Origin of the sequence: Vibrio celticus, assembly GCF_024347335.1 — a bacterium.
GTDB lineage: Bacteria > Pseudomonadota > Gammaproteobacteria > Enterobacterales > Vibrionaceae > Vibrio > Vibrio celticus.
In genome coordinates this window covers 427,761-445,294 of record NZ_AP025464.1, presented here as the reverse complement: position 1 = coordinate 445,294, position 17,534 = coordinate 427,761, and the positions used below count along the sequence as shown (strand labels likewise).

The 17,534-nt window shown below is 42.6% G+C and carries 15 protein-coding genes; 7 read left to right on the top strand and 8 right to left on the bottom strand.

Annotated features, from left to right (window positions below; all coding sequences use genetic code 11):
* Positions 1–55: 55 nt before the first annotated feature.
* Complete coding sequence (locus OCV19_RS18025) at positions 56–1,480, top strand: methyl-accepting chemotaxis protein (RefSeq protein ID WP_065675368.1); 1,425 nt, start codon at positions 56–58, stop codon at positions 1,478–1,480.
* Between the two features lie 408 nt (positions 1,481–1,888).
* Here the strand turns inward: OCV19_RS18025 and OCV19_RS18020 are convergent, their stop codons facing one another.
* From OCV19_RS18020 to OCV19_RS18010, 3 genes are all read right to left on the bottom strand, one after another.
* On the bottom strand, positions 1,889–2,614 hold the full coding sequence (locus tag OCV19_RS18020; protein WP_065675369.1) for an HAD-IA family hydrolase: 726 nt from the start codon (positions 2,612–2,614) through the stop codon (positions 1,889–1,891).
* A 303-nt stretch (positions 2,615–2,917) separates the two neighbouring features.
* Positions 2,918–4,726 (bottom strand): HD domain-containing phosphohydrolase, encoded by a 1,809-nt coding sequence (locus OCV19_RS18015; protein ID WP_065675370.1) that lies wholly within the window; start codon positions 4,724–4,726, stop codon positions 2,918–2,920.
* A gap of 60 nt (positions 4,727–4,786) precedes the next feature.
* On the bottom strand, positions 4,787–5,281 hold the full coding sequence (locus tag OCV19_RS18010) for a hypothetical protein (RefSeq protein WP_065675371.1): 495 nt from the start codon (positions 5,279–5,281) through the stop codon (positions 4,787–4,789).
* A gap of 248 nt (positions 5,282–5,529) precedes the next feature.
* Here OCV19_RS18010 and OCV19_RS18005 point away from each other — a divergent pair, with 248 nt between their 5' ends.
* The 4 genes from OCV19_RS18005 (at position 5,530) to OCV19_RS17990 (ending at position 11,645) form a co-directional block, all read left to right on the top strand.
* Positions 5,530–6,009: a CreA family protein gene (locus OCV19_RS18005; RefSeq protein ID WP_017064645.1), complete on the top strand. Its 480-nt coding sequence runs from the start codon at positions 5,530–5,532 to the stop codon at positions 6,007–6,009.
* Between the two features lie 129 nt (positions 6,010–6,138).
* The gene (locus OCV19_RS18000; RefSeq protein ID WP_017064646.1) at positions 6,139–7,443 is read left to right on the top strand and encodes an inosine/guanosine kinase; all 1,305 of its coding nucleotides are present in this window, start codon (positions 6,139–6,141) and stop codon (positions 7,441–7,443) included.
* A 294-nt stretch (positions 7,444–7,737) separates the two neighbouring features.
* Complete coding sequence (locus tag OCV19_RS17995; RefSeq protein WP_065675372.1) at positions 7,738–9,486, top strand: formate--tetrahydrofolate ligase; 1,749 nt, start codon at positions 7,738–7,740, stop codon at positions 9,484–9,486.
* Between the two features lie 254 nt (positions 9,487–9,740).
* Complete coding sequence (locus OCV19_RS17990) at positions 9,741–11,645, top strand: sensor domain-containing diguanylate cyclase (protein ID WP_065675373.1); 1,905 nt, start codon at positions 9,741–9,743, stop codon at positions 11,643–11,645.
* Positions 11,646–11,710: 65 nt separating this feature from the next.
* On the opposite strand, the gene OCV19_RS17985 is transcribed toward OCV19_RS17990, so the two are convergent.
* Positions 11,711–12,316: a beta-phosphoglucomutase family hydrolase gene (locus OCV19_RS17985; protein WP_016789846.1), complete on the bottom strand. Its 606-nt coding sequence runs from the start codon at positions 12,314–12,316 to the stop codon at positions 11,711–11,713.
* Between the two features lie 87 nt (positions 12,317–12,403).
* On the opposite strand from OCV19_RS17985, the gene arfB reads away from it, so the two are divergent.
* Positions 12,404–12,814 (top strand): alternative ribosome rescue aminoacyl-tRNA hydrolase ArfB, encoded by a 411-nt coding sequence (arfB, locus tag OCV19_RS17980; protein WP_016768716.1) that lies wholly within the window; start codon positions 12,404–12,406, stop codon positions 12,812–12,814.
* 142 nt (positions 12,815–12,956) lie between these two features.
* On the opposite strand, the gene OCV19_RS17975 is transcribed toward arfB, so the two are convergent.
* Positions 12,957–13,274 (bottom strand): helix-turn-helix transcriptional regulator, encoded by a 318-nt coding sequence (locus tag OCV19_RS17975; RefSeq protein ID WP_065675374.1) that lies wholly within the window; start codon positions 13,272–13,274, stop codon positions 12,957–12,959.
* Between the two features lie 199 nt (positions 13,275–13,473).
* Here OCV19_RS17975 and OCV19_RS17970 point away from each other — a divergent pair, with 199 nt between their 5' ends.
* Positions 13,474–13,797, top strand: coding sequence for a hypothetical protein (locus OCV19_RS17970; RefSeq protein WP_065675375.1), 324 nt, complete (start codon positions 13,474–13,476; stop codon positions 13,795–13,797).
* Positions 13,798–13,905: 108 nt separating this feature from the next.
* Here OCV19_RS17970 and OCV19_RS17965 read toward each other — a convergent pair whose 3' ends face one another.
* The 3 genes from OCV19_RS17965 to OCV19_RS17955 all read right to left on the bottom strand — a co-directional run bounded on the left by OCV19_RS17965 (position 13,906) and on the right by OCV19_RS17955 (position 17,413).
* Positions 13,906–14,967: a S1 family peptidase gene (locus OCV19_RS17965; RefSeq protein WP_065675376.1), complete on the bottom strand. Its 1,062-nt coding sequence runs from the start codon at positions 14,965–14,967 to the stop codon at positions 13,906–13,908.
* A 241-nt stretch (positions 14,968–15,208) separates the two neighbouring features.
* Positions 15,209–16,342 (bottom strand): glycine cleavage system aminomethyltransferase GcvT, encoded by a 1,134-nt coding sequence (gene gcvT, locus OCV19_RS17960; RefSeq protein ID WP_065675377.1) that lies wholly within the window; start codon positions 16,340–16,342, stop codon positions 15,209–15,211.
* A 447-nt stretch (positions 16,343–16,789) separates the two neighbouring features.
* On the bottom strand, positions 16,790–17,413 hold the full coding sequence (locus OCV19_RS17955; RefSeq protein WP_010429452.1) for a helix-turn-helix domain-containing protein: 624 nt from the start codon (positions 17,411–17,413) through the stop codon (positions 16,790–16,792).
* Between the last annotated feature and the right edge of the window lie 121 nt (positions 17,414–17,534).

Below are 17,534 nucleotides of genomic sequence, written 5' to 3'. Positions count from 1 at the left end.
TTTATTGAGGTCGGTTATTTAGAGTCCACGGTAAAGGATTTACCGTGGAGTTTTTATGAAAGAAGTACAATTTCGAACGATAGACAAACTGTTTATCAAGATGTCGATCAACGACAAGTTTTGGGTCATTTTCTTAATCTTTTTTGCCGCTCTGGCAAGCCTAGCTGGACTGAACTACGTCAACAAAACGGAACACATTGACGTAACTGCAAAACAGCAGGTCGAGTATCAACTGCAAGGCATTTTATCAGCATCAGACTCCCCTGCATCTGTTCGCTCTGTTAGCCAGCAAACTCGCGCTCAACAAACCACTATTTCAAATAATGGTTCTGTGACTGCCACAGCACTCGCACAGGATGGCAACTACTACTCACTTACCGTTTCAACTAACGATATACAGAATCAAAAGCAGCAAGCACTTTACACTTTATTACTTAGCTTCTTGTGGTGTGTGCCTTTTGGTCTTTTCTGTTACTGGGTAGCGACTTTCCTAGGCGGCGCACTTTGGGTTCTTTATTCAACGACTCAAAAGATTGGTGATGGTGACTTAACATCACGCCTTGGCTTCCACCCTGGCCGTGATGAGTTCGGCACGATTGGTTGTGCGCTTGACCGTTCAATGGACACGCTTAGTGAGTTAGTCAACAACGTAAACCACAGTGCAGCAACACTAAGCGAAACATCGGCTTCTTTCGAAACAGAGATGAAGCGCAGCGAAACACAAATCATGAGCCAAAACGCCTCTCTAGACTCTGTAGCGACAGCAATGGATCAGATGACAGCTTCGGCAAATGAAGTATCTAACATCTCTGCACGCTCAACTGAACAAACAGAGCAAGACGCGCAGCAAATCAACGATAGCCACGCGAAGGTTCAACAGGCCATCTCAGAAATCACCACCCTTTCTTCTTTGATTGAGCAAACCTCATCTTCTGTTACTAGCTTGAATGTGAATACAAGCCAAATTAACGAAGTCATCACGACGATCAACGCTATTTCAGAGCAAACTAACTTACTTGCTTTGAATGCCGCGATTGAAGCCGCTCGTGCGGGCGAACAAGGCCGTGGTTTCGCTGTTGTTGCTGATGAAGTAAGAACACTGGCAAGCCGCACTCAGTCGGCTACAGTAGAAATCCAAGCGATGATTGAACGCTTACAGCAAGAGAGCCAAAATATCGCGAAGATCACCGAACAGACGGTTGACCAAGCACAAACCAGTAGCCAGTTGATTTCAAACATTGGTCACGACGTAAACTCGATTGCAGATTCAGCTCAAGCACTAATGGACATGAGTATCCAAATCGCAACATCAGCCGATGAGCAAAGTAACGTTGCCAATACGATTGCAGCAGAACTTAACGATATTCGAAGCCAATCCGATGTGATTAAAGACGTGGCTCAGAATTCTTCAAATGGCGTATCTAGGCTAACAGAAGCGTCGGTTTCTCTGTCTCAGACGTTGGCACGCTACCGCACTTAAGGCTCAACTGGCGAACTAGCGGCGTGAATTGAAAACAAACTAATGAGGACTCGTAATGGGTCCTTTCTTTTTGGCTTTTGTTTAATAACATTACAAGAACCATGGTCAATAACGATGACATTATCAATTACCATGAAGCAAGTCGCAAAGGAGAGATTAAGAAGTGTCAGAACTGTCTAATATTCGAGCTTAGGAGTAATCTAATTGAACGGGTCTTTTTTCGCTTACCCTCTTGCTGCAGGTGACACATAATGAATAAAACAGAAACACCAAACACCGACGACATTACATGCCCTTTGTGCCAACACGACGAGTATCTGCTTTCAGAAAGTGGAGAGAAGTTTACTTGTGCATCTTGCGGTTTCCATACCAAACAATTTAGTAAGGTAGTCAGCCTTCAATTAAGCTCTACCCCACCAAAGCTGCAGAATTCGATATACCACCATTTGAGCAGTGCTTGCCATTAATCCAAACTGAAATTTCTTCTAAACTGTAGATATCCTGAGCCGCGAGTTCTGCTGAGTCGGCTTCGGGATCTACGATTGCTTCATCAATACTCGGGCGTAATCGAAACGATTGGATACCCGCGCGAACACCAGCCTCAATCCCTTTCAACGTATCATCCACGTAGATGCACTCATTCGGTAGAAAGCCCATGTTCATGGCCGTGTACATAATTAGATCAGGCTCTGGCTTCCAACTGTTAGCATCAAAAGCTGAGAACACTTTGCCTTTGAAGTCATCTAGCATGCCTGTCATCGCCAATGAAGATTCAACTCTAGATTTCGGTGCATTGGAAGCGATACAAAACTCGATGTCTTGTTGTTTGAGGAATTCAATAAGTTCGATAGCGCCGTCCATCGGTTTTAAATGACGCTGGAACAGTGCTTCTAATTCATTGCGATATAACGGCTCAAGTGTATCAATCGAGATAGATAACCCAAGACGTTCTTGTGTATCCATTAAGATGTCGGCTAGCTTCCCGCCTTGAAAGTGCGCATAGCAGTCGTTGACGTTTAACTCTGCCCCAAAGCCAGTGAAAACGTTCACCAAAGCTTGGCAGCACAGCTTTTCACTATCGATAAGTGTTCCGTCACAATCGAAAATCACACATTTAGTCTGTTCTAACCGCATAGGTATCTCACTCAGATTGAATCCAAGTTTTATCCTATAGTGTTCTTTCAATGCGCGAGATGATTGAGGTAACAGTTTGCAGATACAGGCTTATTTCTCTTCGCGAAATATGGAGTTGATCACTTTATCGCTCGGCATAAGCAACAGTTTTCATCAAATTAACCCAGATTCTACGAAATCAAATACTGCGAGGTTTACATAAGCAACTCAATTTCAGGGGAAAATATAAATCACTACTTTCTAGCCGGATCGTGATGAATAGATAAAAAACATGGCTTATGGGCTACTCAGATAGAGCGGCAATTAGTTAACAACCGACTCTTCTAAGACCTTAGCTTCAATCGAAGGTGAAGACGCATATTCTACAGTACCAGTATCGGGATACGAATCTCGGATAGCAACAAACTCGGGTAAGTGCGTCAGTAGCAATTTAGTTAGCTGAGGGTCAAACTGGTAGCCACACTCCCGCTCGAACAAGTCAACCACCATCTCTAATGGCCACGGTTCTTTGTAGCAACGCGCACTAAGCAGCGCATCAAATACATCGGCTACGGCGGTGATACGAGCAAACAGGTGTATTTCATCACCCACTTTGCCATTCGGGTATCCAGCACCATCCCAACGCTCGTGATGTTCGTTAGCAATGATTGCTGCGAGGTTGGTAATATCACCCGCTCCGCTCTTTAGTAAGTTATAGCCAGCCGTAGTATGAAGCTTCATCACCTCCCACTCTTGGTCGGTTAATTTCCCAGGTTTATCCAAGATCGATTCAGGGACAGAAATCTTACCCACATCGTGCATTGGGCTGATGATCTCAATCATCTCGACCTCACGATGGCTCAAGCCACGATACTTCGCTAGCAATGCAGACAGCTTGGCTACACGCTTAACGTGATTACCTGTTTCGCCAGAGCGGGTTTCAATTGCTTCTCCGAGAACATGAATCATATCCTTTTGGATATTCAAGGTCTGTTTCTGAAGCTTTAAGATTCGTTTGTTCTTATTCGCCAACTCTTTCTTTTGGCGCAGAGTAACGAATTGCATCAAGATGATCAGGCTTAACCCCGCAATCACCATCGACAGCCCCAATAACAACTGGAAGTTTTTGCGAATAAAGGACGAAGGCTCATTAATGAAAACCGCTTCATCAGGTAACGCGTTTGCACTAATCCCGTATCGCTTCATTGCAGGGTAATTGAATACAAAACGTTTGTTGCCTCCGGGAGTTAACGGTGTCGTAAACCCAAGAGGAAGGTATTTATCCAACGCATCGACAGCCTCTTCACCCATGCTTTGTGAGTGATTAACGTAGCCACCGAGTACATCACCCGAAATATAGAACTGCCACAAAGCAAACACCGGAGCGGCACTCGCTTTTGACAACGTATCCGCAATCTCTTGGTAAGTGTGGTAAACCCCTTGCTTCAACTCTGTGTTGTAATGACTGAGCAATACCGCATCGTCCGCAGAGATCCCTTCCAAAAACTGGCTCGTTTGCTCCAGCGACAAGTCGCGAATTTCTACGAGATTGATATTTGGAAATTCAGCCATCATTTTATTCATTTCTTTATGAATCAATTCAGACGTGACACTGTAATCATTTACAAAATAGAGATTCTTTAGATTAGGTCTTAATTTGGAGATCAGCTTAATATTAACGTCTATCTGATCGTTTTCATAAAGCACGGTTGCTCGGTCAGAAACCGCGTACATGTCGGTGCTGAAATCATTGATCCCGGCTGCAACGACAGGTGTTGAGCGAGCAATCAAATTAGGCAGAGATTCAAGAAAATTGGCCGCGTTATCGTCCGTCGCAATTACGCCATCAAACTTATAACCTGCATATTTCGCACGTAAGTAGTTCGCGAGAGAGTCGTAATACTCTGGGCTGTGGACACGCTTTGAATCCAAATACTCTATTGAGAGTTTAACTTCGGTTTGAGACTGGCTGAACGCACTGTCTATCCCTTTCTGGAAGTCAGCAGTCCATTGATAAGAAGGTTCGTATGAGTGTAAAACTAGGATGCGTTTTATATCCCAGTCGTTAGCAAAGCTGAGTGAAGAATAAGCGCTAACACATAATACAGCGATTGATATCAATAGCTTGTACATACAATACCCTTTAAATAAGACGGGGTATTGTACTTAGATTAACGCTTTGTCAAAGAATCTTTAATTCTCGATCCACACTTTATCGCAAGAAGCATGATCTTGTGCCCAAAAATCGTGTAACTGCTTAGCAAAGTTGTTGATACTTTGACCATTCCCAGCAACGACATCCGAGATCAATAGGCAACCATCCGCTTCTGTGACGATAGCGCTCACCACAACTTCACCGTTTTGAGTACCAATATATAAGACATGATCGTCAGAAAGCATAATTTGGCTCAGGAACTCAAGCATGTGTGCCCTTTCCGTTTCATCTTGGTAAACGCTTGCTTGGTTGAGTGAAAATAGCACGGTCAATTTATGGAAATCGACTTTATGAAGTTCATCAATTTGGGAAGGAGTTTGATCTTGTGCTAGGAGTTGGTATGTCTTGGATGGGAGTTTGCTTTGATAAAGTTCACGGCCGAGGAGGCTCTCTTTTGCGGGGTAAGCAATATCGAGCTGACTAAATAGCCATTGGTTTTTCTTGTGTGCAATTTCAGGTATTTCGTTATTCATTCTTTTAGTACCTACGGTTAGTATCCCCAAATATCGCAGTTATTTGGAAGACATACGGTCGGCTGAGGTGCCGAGCTACAAGCAGAGAGCATACAGAGCATGACCAAGGCCAACAAGTACTTTAAATGCTTCATATTTTTCATTATCCAACAACATCCTTTAAGAACTTAACGAAAAGCTCTACACTCGTATCCAAGCTTTCAATATCCTTATAGTAAACAGAACTATATAAATAAAAAGGACTTCTTATGAAAAAAGCCTTAATAGCAGCAGGTATCGTGACAATGTTAGCTGGCTGTTCGGACAACGAGGTTGGCGACGTCTCACTGGGTTTCTTCACAATGAAGGATATCAAGATGTCTTCATTAGATGACGATAAGATCGCGGGTGTTACCTGTCATATCGCATCAATCGAAGCAAACCTCAGCCTTTCTGATCCAAGTGATAGCTCTATCTCTTGTCGTCAAACAGGTGAAATTACACCAGAAATGATTGCTCAAATAGACAAGAGTAAGTCTGGCGAAGTGGTATTCAAGCAATCGAAAAGTATCTTCTTTAAAACAATGAAGGTTCGTCGTATCTACGATGCAGAGAATCAGTCGCTGCTTTACTTGTCTTACACCACCAAAGAAACAGAAGGTAGCTTCAAACACAGCCTTTCAACTGTTCCACTATGGGGTACAGAGGCTTACGTTGATCCAGCGACGTTAGTACAGCCAACCGAGTAGTTTCAAACATATAGTTAGTTGAATCACCTGTACAGACATTGTGCAGGTGATTCAAAATGTAATAAAAATGAAAGAAACAGAAACAAAATGTGATATCATGCGGCAAAATTTTTTCACTGTATTTTTCATATGAAGTTTCCTGGACAGCGTAAATCTAAGCACTACTTTCCAACTCACGCACGTGATCCGTTGGTCAACCAAATTCAACAAACGCCTAAGCTTCACCGCGCAACGATTGTGGGTGTTGGCCAAACGATTGTTGACATCGAAGCCCGTGTTGACAACGAGTTCCTAGAAAAATACGAGCTGAGTAAAGGTCACTCACTGGTATTGGAAGAAAGTAAAGCAGATGCGCTGTATGAAGAGTTAGTTGAGCGCGGTTTGATCACGCATCAATACCCTGGCGATACTATCGGCAACACACTGCACAACTATTCCGTACTTGCGGACAGCAAATCTGTCCTGCTTGGCGTAATGTCTAAGAAGATTGAAGTTGGCTCATTTGGTTATCGTTACCTTTGCCGCACTTCTTCTCGTATGAATCTAAACCACCTTCAAACTGTTGATGGTCCAATTGGTCGTTGTTACACGCTGATTTCTGAAGATGGCGAACGTACGTTTGCAATCAACGAAGGCCACATGAACCAACTTCTTCCAGAAAGCATTCCTGAAAAAGTGTTCGAGAAAGCTTCTGCATTGGTTGTGTCGTCATACCTAATGCGTGGCAAACCTGAAGATCCGATGCCAAAAGCGGTACAAAAAGCGATTGAATACGCGAAAGCGCACAATGTGCCTGTCGTACTAACACTTGGTACTAAGTATGTGATCGAAGGCAACGCTGAATGGTGGCAAGAATACCTGAAAGAAAACGTAACCATCGTCGCGATGAACGAAGACGAAGGTGAAGCACTAACGGGTGAAAAAGATCCTCTATTAGCTGCTAACAAGGCACTTGAGTGGGTTGACCTAGTTCTATGTACTGCAGGCCCTATTGGTCTATACATGGCAGGTTACACTGACGAACCAGCGAAACGCGAAACCACACTGCCATTGTTACCGGGTAATATCCCTGAGTTCAATAAATACGAATTCAGCCGTGCGATGCGTAAGCAAGACTGTAAAGACCCAGTAAAAGTGTACTCTCACATTGGCCCTTACCTAGGTGGCCCGCTTGAGATTAAGAACACCAACGGCGCTGGCGATGGTGCACTTTCAGCACTACTTCACGACATGGCAGCAAACAGCTACCACCACGTGAATGTACCAAACTCAGAGAAACACGAGCACGCTTGTCTGACGTACTCTTCACTGTCTCAAATTTGTAAGTACGCAAACCGTGTAAGCTACGAAGTGTTGACTCAGCACTCTCCTCGCCTTTCTCGTGCACTACCTGAACGCGAAGATAGCTTAGAAGAAACATACTGGGATCGTTAATCGACCATATTAGGCAGTTACCTCTTAAAGGTTAACGCCAAGTGAGATTACCTATTCCTTGAAGGGCTGCTATATGCAGCCCTTTTTGTATTCAACGCCAATATAATTGCAGCTGAAGGTAATCAGATCGAATATTTTGCTCGTTTAAGATTTGATCTCGCGCAATGACTCTTTAGATCTGTTATCTTCCAGCACATAATTCGTGTGGTTTGCCTTTACTTGGCAAATTTATACAGTACTATCGCCACGCAAACGTTTACGTACCACCTTTCGGTTCTGATATAAGGATCAAATATGCTGTCTGATATTGATATTTGTCGCTCTACTCCCCTTAAAAACATCAGTGAGGTTGCCAAGCAAGCTGGCCTGCACCACAACGAACATCAGCCATTAGGGCAATTCAAATCTAAAGTGTCTCTCACATCACTTGAACGCCTCGCCAACCAACAAGATGGTAAATTAGTCGTAGTCACGGCGATCACACCTACACCTCTTGGTGAAGGCAAAACCGTCACTACTATCGGATTAGCACAAGGCCTCGCAAAGATTAACCAATCTGCAATGGCCTGCATTCGCCAGCCTTCAATGGGCCCGGTATTTGGCGTAAAAGGCGGCGCTGCGGGTGGTGGTTACTCTCAAGTTGCCCCTATGGAACAATTAAACCTGCATCTCACGGGCGATATTCATGCTGTTACGGCCGCTCACAACCTCGCCTCCGCCGCCATTGATGCACGTTTGTATCATGAACAGCGTGAAGGGTTAGACGCCTTTGAAACGCGCTCAGGCTTAAAAGCATTGAATATCGACCCAAGCAGAATCGTTTGGCGACGTGTACTTGACCATAATGATCGCGCATTACGCATGATCACGGTTGGCAAGAACGAAGCAGACAAAACAATTAATGGCTTTGAGCGCGAAGATGGATTTGATATCTCAGCCGCTTCTGAGCTAATGGCCATTCTTGCTCTAGCCAATGACCTTCAAGATTTAAGAAAGCGTATCGGACGAGTGGTACTTGCCTACAACAAACAAGGCATGCCGTTAACTGCAGATGACTTCAACGTTGCAGGCGCAATGACCGTGACCATGAAGGATTCTATTGAACCAACATTGATGCAAACCCTTGAAGGCGTTCCTACGTTAATTCACGCTGGGCCATTCGCAAACATTGCACATGGCAACTCATCCATCATTGCCGATAAAATAGCATTGAAGCTTAGTGACTTTGTTGTAACTGAAGGTGGGTTCGGCTCAGATATGGGCTTTGAAAAAGCGTGCAACATAAAAGTGAAGGCGTCGAACAAGAAACCTGACTGCGCAGTTGTCGTTGCAACATTACGCGGCTTAAAGGCGAACTCTGGATTATACGATTTAAGACCAGGGAATCCCTTACCAGATTCAATTTTTAGTGATGACCAAGACGCGCTGATAGCAGGCTTTGAAAACCTTAAATGGCATATCAACAACGTCAAGCAATACGGCGTACCCATTGTCATTGCAATCAACCGCTTCCCACAAGACTCAATTCAAGAGCTAAACGCTTTAAAACAGATGATCATCGATTTTGACCCAAGTGTTCGCGTTGAAATAAGCGAAGCATTTGGCAAAGGCGGTGAAGGTGCCACTCAACTAGCGCATGCCGTCGTAAAAGCTTGCCAAGATAACAATGAGTTCAAGCCGTTGTATCAATCTGAACAGAGTTTGGAAGAGAAACTGATGGCAGTTGCTGAAGTTGGCTACGGGGCATCAAGCATTACATTATCAGCTCTTGCGAAACAACAGCTTGAAGAATTTAACAAACACGGCTTTAACGGCCTATCGGTTTGCTTGGCAAAAACGCCGTTGTCTATCTCGACAGAAGCACACATAAAAGGGGCGCCGGCTCATTTTGACGTTCCTGTTAGAGAATTAAAACTGTGTGCTGGTGCGGGCTTTATTTATGCTTTGTGTGGCAATGTGATGACCATGCCTGGGTTACCTGATAAACCTGCATTTATGTCGTTGGATATTGATGACAAAGGGGACATCATCGGGTTAAGTTAATCAATACAATATCTTAGTTCAATTGAGAAGCTCATCAACGATTTGCCTACTCGCCATCTAACGAATTAGCCTGTTACGAGTAGGCATCATTTAGCGTTGTTTATTATTACTTAATCAATCAATTAGCAACCCCAATTTCAAAAAGTTGCACTAAAACCATAATAATATGCAAATCTTGTTTTAAGTTCTGGGTCAAGATCACATTAAAAACCCTATAAAATATATAGTATTGCGCTGATTCTTTAAGGACAGCGATGAATACGAGTATAAAAAAGCTAATCAGTCAATTTCTGTGCACCTTATTTGCGCTAGGATTAGTCCCTGCCCTCTATATTAACTCCGAGCTTGATAGGGTCGAGGCTCAGCACGCGTTAAATATTAAACAGTCTAGCCAAAATCAAATCGAATATAGCTTCAATGAGCTTGCTGTTATTGTCGATCAAATCTCAAACTCTGTTCCTGCCATTGCCGATTCACGGACACTGCTACGCGCAATTGAAGAGCCTTCAACTATCAATAGAGAAACATTAGAAGATCTTTGGGTAATGCTGGCTCGTGGCCAACAATATTACTCTCAACTTCGCTATCTCGATCTAGAGGGTAATGAAGTTTTTCGTATAAATTACAACAATAAAAAAGCAAAGATAGTTCCAAATAACAAGTTACAAGACAAATCAGCTCGTGGTTACTTTAAAACACTTCAGCAGTTAAAAATTGGAGAAGTTAGCTCTAATGGGATTGATCTGGAGATTGAAAATGGTGAGATCGTCCACCCACTGATCCCAGCACTGCGAATAATGACGCCAGTTGCTTCAGGCAACCGTATTCTCGGATATTTTATTGCCAACCTAAACATGCTTGAAATATACGACCGCCTTCTGTATCAAATCGGCACATCGTATGCTGTTCCCGTCATACTCAGCCAAACGGGACATGTCATCATGGGGCCCGATATTGAAGAATCATTTGGACACCTTATTGAATCTCGTGCTGATAAAACTTACGCCAAGCTTTATCCAGAACTTTGGCGAGCGATTCAAGATGATCGCTCTTCAAGCTATTTTGATGGCAAAAACTGGTATTTCCATTCAAACATTAGTCCAAAAATAAAACAGTTTGAAGGGCCTATTTATATGGTTCTTCATATAAAAAATCAGCAAGTAAACAGTCAATACCAACGAGAGCAACACTCAATCCTGGTTCAGACGATTACTTTAGTTGTATTAATATCAATGATTTCAATCGGTTTCGTGCTTTGGAATATAAACCATAAAAAAAATAGTATTGAAAGCCAATTAGCCAAGGCAGCAATGAACGGTATGTCTGCATTGGTTATCACCGACAGAAACAACCGAATCATCAAGGTGAACCAAGAGTTTACTCGTGTCAGTGGCTACGAACTGGAAGATGTAAAAGGCCGCCAACCATCAATGTTTGCTTCTGGACGCTATAATCAAGAGTTTTACATTAAAATGTGGAGCGTAATTCAGAAAAAAGGCATGTGGGAAGGTGAAGTAGTCAATCGTCGCAAAGACGGGTCCTTAATTACTGAAATACTTCGAATTCAGACCATTAAAGATTCTAAAGGTGTCATCCAATTTTATGTCGCGTCTTTTGTTGATATCAGTAAACACAAAGAACTTGAGAAAAGGCTGCGAAACCTGAGTGAAAAAGATGCACTAGCAGAGTGTTGGAATCGACGTAAATTCGATCTTGAACTTCGCGATGAATGTTCCCGTGTCAACCGTTACCCAACCCGAGAGCAATCTTGCTTGGCGATCTTAGATATTGATCACTTCAAACGTATAAATGACAGGTTTGGGCACGATTACGGTGACCGCGTCATTCAAACAGTCGCTCAGGTACTACAACGTGAGTGCCGTGAAACCGATGTTGTTGCGCGCATCGGCGGTGAAGAATTTGGCATCATTCTGCCGCATACCACAACCGAAGAAGCAGAATACGTACTCAACCGTTTAAGAATCGCTGTGTGCATCGAACTGGACAACGTCGTTACCATTAGTGGTGGAATTACCAACCTAACGAACGACCCTGCCCTCAATTACAAGTGTGCTGATCTTGCCCTATACGAAGCGAAAGCTGCGGGTCGAAACAACGTATGTTTATTCCTAGACAGTGAGATGAGTGAAATCGCCTAACAGAAAATCAAGGCCGTTCCTTTAGGTTGTTAACCAAAGCGCTTGCCCACCTATTAGTAATTCATTCAACTTGGCGCAGGATAAAACTCTAAGTGATTCCCTTCGACCACAAGAATACAGTCCATGTTCGCCGCGTGAGCTGCCTGCTTACCAAGATTTGTATCTTCAAACACAACACACTGTTCCGGCTTCAAACCCATTCCAAAACAAGCATCAAGGAATGTATCTGGGTTTGGCTTGTGATTTTTAACGTCCGTGGCGGTCACTAAAATATCAAGCTTGTTTAGAATATCGGTTTTCTCTAACAATTGCTCGGCACTTTTACGTTGGCTCCCCGTCCCTACAGCGATTTTCTTACTACCCAAGTGTTCTAACAACAAAGAATGCGTACAAGGAATAATATCGCCTTTGTCTTCAATAGCCGCAAATGAAGCCATCTTAAAAGTAGATACAGCCTGTGGGTCAAGCGATAAGCCATATTTACTGTTCACTTCACCTGCTATTTTATAGCTAGGCATCCCGCCTAAACTGTGCAGCCAAGATGCCTCAAAATGAAAGCCGAACTGCTCTGCCGTTTTTTGCCATGCTTGTACATGGGCAGGCATCGTATCGATCAGCGTACCGTCCATATCAAAAATTAGTCCTTCATATGCAGCCAAATCTATTTTCATCACTACTACCACTCTTTAAGAAAGTTACTGATACCATAACCAATATTCAGTATCATGACCCCATATTACCGTTCAAAATGGATGTTTATGTTACAAATCTCAAACTCTGTTTCAATTCAAGACTGGGAAATTCAGTTAACTGCGATCAGAGCACAAGGAGCTGGCGGTCAAAACGTCAATAAAGTATCCAGCGCGATACACTTGCGTTTTGACATTAACCACTCAACACTACCTGATTTCTATAAAGAAAAACTGTTAGCACATAAAGATAACCGCATCACCAAAGATGGCGTGATTATCATTAAAGCTCAACAGTATAGGACTCAAGAACAAAATCGAGATGATGCCCTATTGCGTTTGAAGGAGTTGATCTTGGAGGCGACTAAAGTGCAAAAAGTCAGAAGAGCAACTAAGCCGACGCGTGGCTCTCAAAAGAGACGTTTGGAAAGTAAGAAGCAAAGAAGTACAACAAAACAACTCCGTGGAAGAGTAAGTTAGGCGATTCTAAGCCGTCTATAGAACACCACTTTACTGCAGCACAGCTCTGTTTATTCAAGTAAATCGAACCATCAACACAATCACTAATATTGAATATCTAAACATAGTAAATCAACGTTCCTTAAGAATAACTAAACCGACACTACTGCTGCTTTTTGACAGACAAAATCAGTTTGATTAACAACATTCTTTCTTCACTGCTTAACAAGCGACTCGCCGCGGCTACGTCTGCCTTTGTCGGTTGAGATGCCCCAACAACATCAAGAACGACATCCAAATCCGTTACTTTCAAGGTTCTCATAATCGAACGATATTGAGACATTTTGATATCCGCTTCACCGCGCTCGATACGTTGGTACGTTTTTAAACTCATTCCAGAACTGAAAGCTAATTTTTCTTGCGATAAATTGGCTTGTTTTCTACGTTCAATCAGCGCTATCACGATAGGTTCTTGAGACATTATCTATTCCTAAATGGACAGTTATGACCTAATTTAAGCAAGAAACAAACCATATTGACGAACAACAGTTTACATAAGCTATCAAAGGCATATTATTCGCCCTATAAAAAGCGTTATGTTTCATAAACCTTCACACATTAACCGTGATGTACGAGCAGTCTAAAAACTTGAATATTCGAGTATTGGGAAGTAGTTAAAATTGCAAGTTGCGAATAACAAAAATGTCGAATGGGAAATTGCGAGTCAATATGAATTGGCTTTTTCTTGTATCAAACAGGCTTTAAAATCAAAGTATGCGCTAAGTGAGATCAGAGCAATACAACATAGGCTTCTAACTTATAAAGAAGTATTACTTCACCAGAGTATGCTAGATGACAAGGAAATGAAGCAAGCTTTTGAAGCACTCAATTCAACAGAGAAACAGATAGTAAAGAGTGGTATCAAGACAATTAACGATACTGTTAAAGAGATCGATGAGATCATTGAGAAATACGGCAGGAAATCGACCCTAGAATTGAACTAACAGAGAAGGTTTGAGCTACCATCTGGGGATGGTGCATAGTCGAGAGAAAAAGCGAACAACAGGTAAGTCGACGATATCCAGAGACATCATGTCGACTTACACATTACATTAAGTTCTGCGTGATAGAGTAGATCTCAAGCCTGCAAGCAACATCAGCATGCCGAGCAATCCAAATGAAACACTACCACCGCTGCTTGAACCAGATGAACTAGTGCCAGCGTAAGCTATTCGTTTAGCTTCCGTCGCAGAAAGCTGAACAGTTTCTGCGCTATCGATTACTCCATTAGTCACATTTGTTATCCAATCTTTATAGTCATATATCTCTGTAAATACTGACGTAACACCAATTCCCGCACCACAAGTAGTCGGTCCAAAGCTTGTGATGCCTACTTGTTCATAAGTAGAGCCATTTTTCCAAAATACCGGGCCACCCGAATCTCCTTGGCAAGTGCCTCCGTACAACTTATTATCAGGCCCATCACCATTAAAGCAAATTTGTTTGTCAGTAACGAAAGAACCGAACACTGCTATGCAGTTAGGTGTATCAACGTATGTAAGGTCAACTTGCTGTAGCAATGTTGTTCCTTCAACATCAGATTCTATGTCGCCATGGCCAACAGCAACGAAATCATAAGCAGAATCAAGATATGTATCAAATGGAGGGATAACAGTTTCAGAAGAAGATTGCAGGTTGAGAGAAGCTTCTAATTTCAAAATCGCAATATCATTTCTTAAAAGTTGATTAATACTATTTGAATAATCAGTTCGGTAATAAACTTCTGATACCCGTACTTTCTGAATACCGCCGTTAGGAAATAAAGAAGTGTCTTCTAATTGAGGGACAACCACCGTAAATAACTGCGAGTTGTCGTCACCATAGATACAGTGTGCAGCAGTCAATACATGATAGTTATCTAAAATTGTTGCTCCACAGTAAGGCCCTGTTGAGTAGACACCATCATAATCAATACGGTCAATGAACAAACTCGCCATTGAAGGGAATTCCGTCACTGAAGCATCACTGCCATTCACAATATAAGGTGTTACACCTGCATCAGGAGTAATTTCGAACGCACTTTCCGTTGCCATTACACTGGATGTGTAAATCAATGGTACTAAAAGTCCTAAAACAGCCTTACGAACCGGGCTCATTGTATGGTTCACATTCATAGTTAACTCCTTGTAACCCCTACTACTTATACACAAAAATGATGAGTCGCCACCATAACCATCAGTATAGTAAGTATTTATAACGAAATGGTCACACATCTCACTATTTAAGCTGATTTTCGAACCAAGCTGAGTGGATTAGATACGCTCCAAATAACAAAAAAGCCCATTGTCTTATTTCTCCATCCAGAGAAAACACAATAGGCTTTTTGTTAATGTGGAATAATTCTCTCAGAAGAGATTAGCCACGATAATAACGCTGAGGTACAAACGGCATTTTTTCTACTGTCATTGGTAGCTTCTTACCACGAACTTCAGCGAATACTTCAGTACCGATAACTGCTAGGTCAGTGCGAACGTAAGCCATAGAAACTGGCTTACCAGCGTTAGGACCCGCAGTACCACTTGTTACTACGCCAATCTTGTTGTCTTCAGCATCAAACAACTCAGCGCCTTCACGTACTGGCGCTTTAGTCTGACCAACAAGACCAACACGCTTACGTTGTACGTCTTTCGTTGCGATTTGCTCAAGGATGATATCAGCGCCAGGGAAACCGCCAGCACGTTCACCGTCAGTACGACGCACTTTTTGGATACCCCATAGAAGGCTAGCTTCTACTGGTGTTGTCGTTGTATCTAGATCGTGACCATATAGGCAAAGACCACACTCAAGACGAAGTGAATCACGAGCACCAAGGCCGATCCACTCAACTTCAGCTTCTGAAGTCAGCTTACGCGCTAACGCTTCTGCGTGATCGTTCGGTACAGAGATCTCGTAGCCATCTTCGCCCGTGTAACCACTACGGCTCACGATGCATTCAACGCCATCGATATCGACTTTTTGAACGTCCATAAAAAGCATATCTGCAACACTAGATTGGAAACGAGCAAGAACTTCAGACGCTTTAGGGCCTTGAAGTGCTAATAAAGCGCGATCATCAATAACTTCAATTTCCACGTCAGCTGGAAGGTGCGCCGTTAGGTGGTCGATATCTTGTGTCTTGCATGCTGCGTTCACAACAACAAACAGGTGGTCACCTAGGTTTGCCACCATCAGGTCATCCATAATGCCGCCCTGCTCGTTAGTAAAGAACGCGTAGCGCTGCTTACCAGAAGGAAGGTCAATAATATCTACAGGAACCAAAGATTCTAAGACAGCAGCTGCGTTTTCACCATGAAGACGAAGTTGCCCCATGTGAGAAACATCAAAAAGACCGGCAGCATCACGAGTGTGTAAGTGCTCTTTCTTTACACCTAATGGATACTGAACTGGCATGTCATAGCCAGCGAAAGGAACCATTTTTGCGCCCTCTTCAACGTGAAGTGCATGCAGTGGTGTTTTTAGTAGGTCTTGATTTGCGTGTTCTTGAGTCATTTTATTCTCCATGAAGCGTTGCAGGCTTTCCTAAATCGAATCTGCCGCTTATATCTCTATTTAGAGTCGCCCTAACGATAGTGATTACCGTTAGAAACAGTAGATAGTAAAAAGTGATGTCTTTTATATAAGCTTATATTGTTAGCTTTATAAATTTGAATAGCTGTACAAATCCCATACAACTCACTTTCTAAGAATTCACTTCAGTAAACTTCAATCAACATGAGTAAACAGTGTTCACTATAATAAACAAGGCTGAGTCAGTTTTACACCCTTAACAAGATTAAAACAGCTCAAAATGTGACATTTAACAATTTAAAAACAATTATTCGATGCATACAAAAACGCGATATTGATGATTTTCACATCAATATCGCGTCATTTGGCAAACGTTAGAAACAAAAGCAAACGTTTGCATCCACTATAAGAAATTCGATCTTTGTTAATTTATTTTGCTGTCACCCACAAAATGAGCGCGTCTTCTGCGCTAGTCGAGATAAGCATGTGACCCATATTGGCATCGTAATACATGCTATCACCTTCACTCATAGGCACCGGTTCGTAGAATTCTGAGTAGAACATCACATCGCCGGAGATAATCATTAAGAACTCTTCACCGTCGTGACGAACCCAATCATTGTACTCTTCAAAAGTACGAGCTCTCACGCGGCTCTTAAATGGCATCATCTTCTTATTAGACAGCTCTGTTGCAAGCAGTTCATGCTCGTATGTTGGGGTTGGATGAGGTTTACCCTGACCGACTTTAGTTAAATCTCGCCGACCTGTTGCAACTTTTTTTCTAGGTGGTTCAAATAGTTGCGGCATATCTATTTGCAAACCCATCGCTAATTTTTGCATAGCTTGAAAGGTTGGCGAAATTTGTTCGTTCTCGATTTTACTGAGCGTAGAACGAGCTAAGCCAGTACGCTGACTCGCCTCTTCTAGCGTAATCCCAAGCTTGCTGCGAATATCTTTAATACGCTGACCGAGCCTAAGTGGTTCAATATTCTGGTCTAACGTTTCTTTCGCCAACGTTAAAGATGGGTACTCATCATAAATGTCTTCTGACATAGGTCCCTCATTAATTTCTTACTTCCTGTCTATTAAACTCATTGTTGCATGAAGCGCTTTGTTGATTAAAGAGCGCACACAGAAATAAAGCGTGCTCCCCGTAGCAAAACCAGAAAAGTTG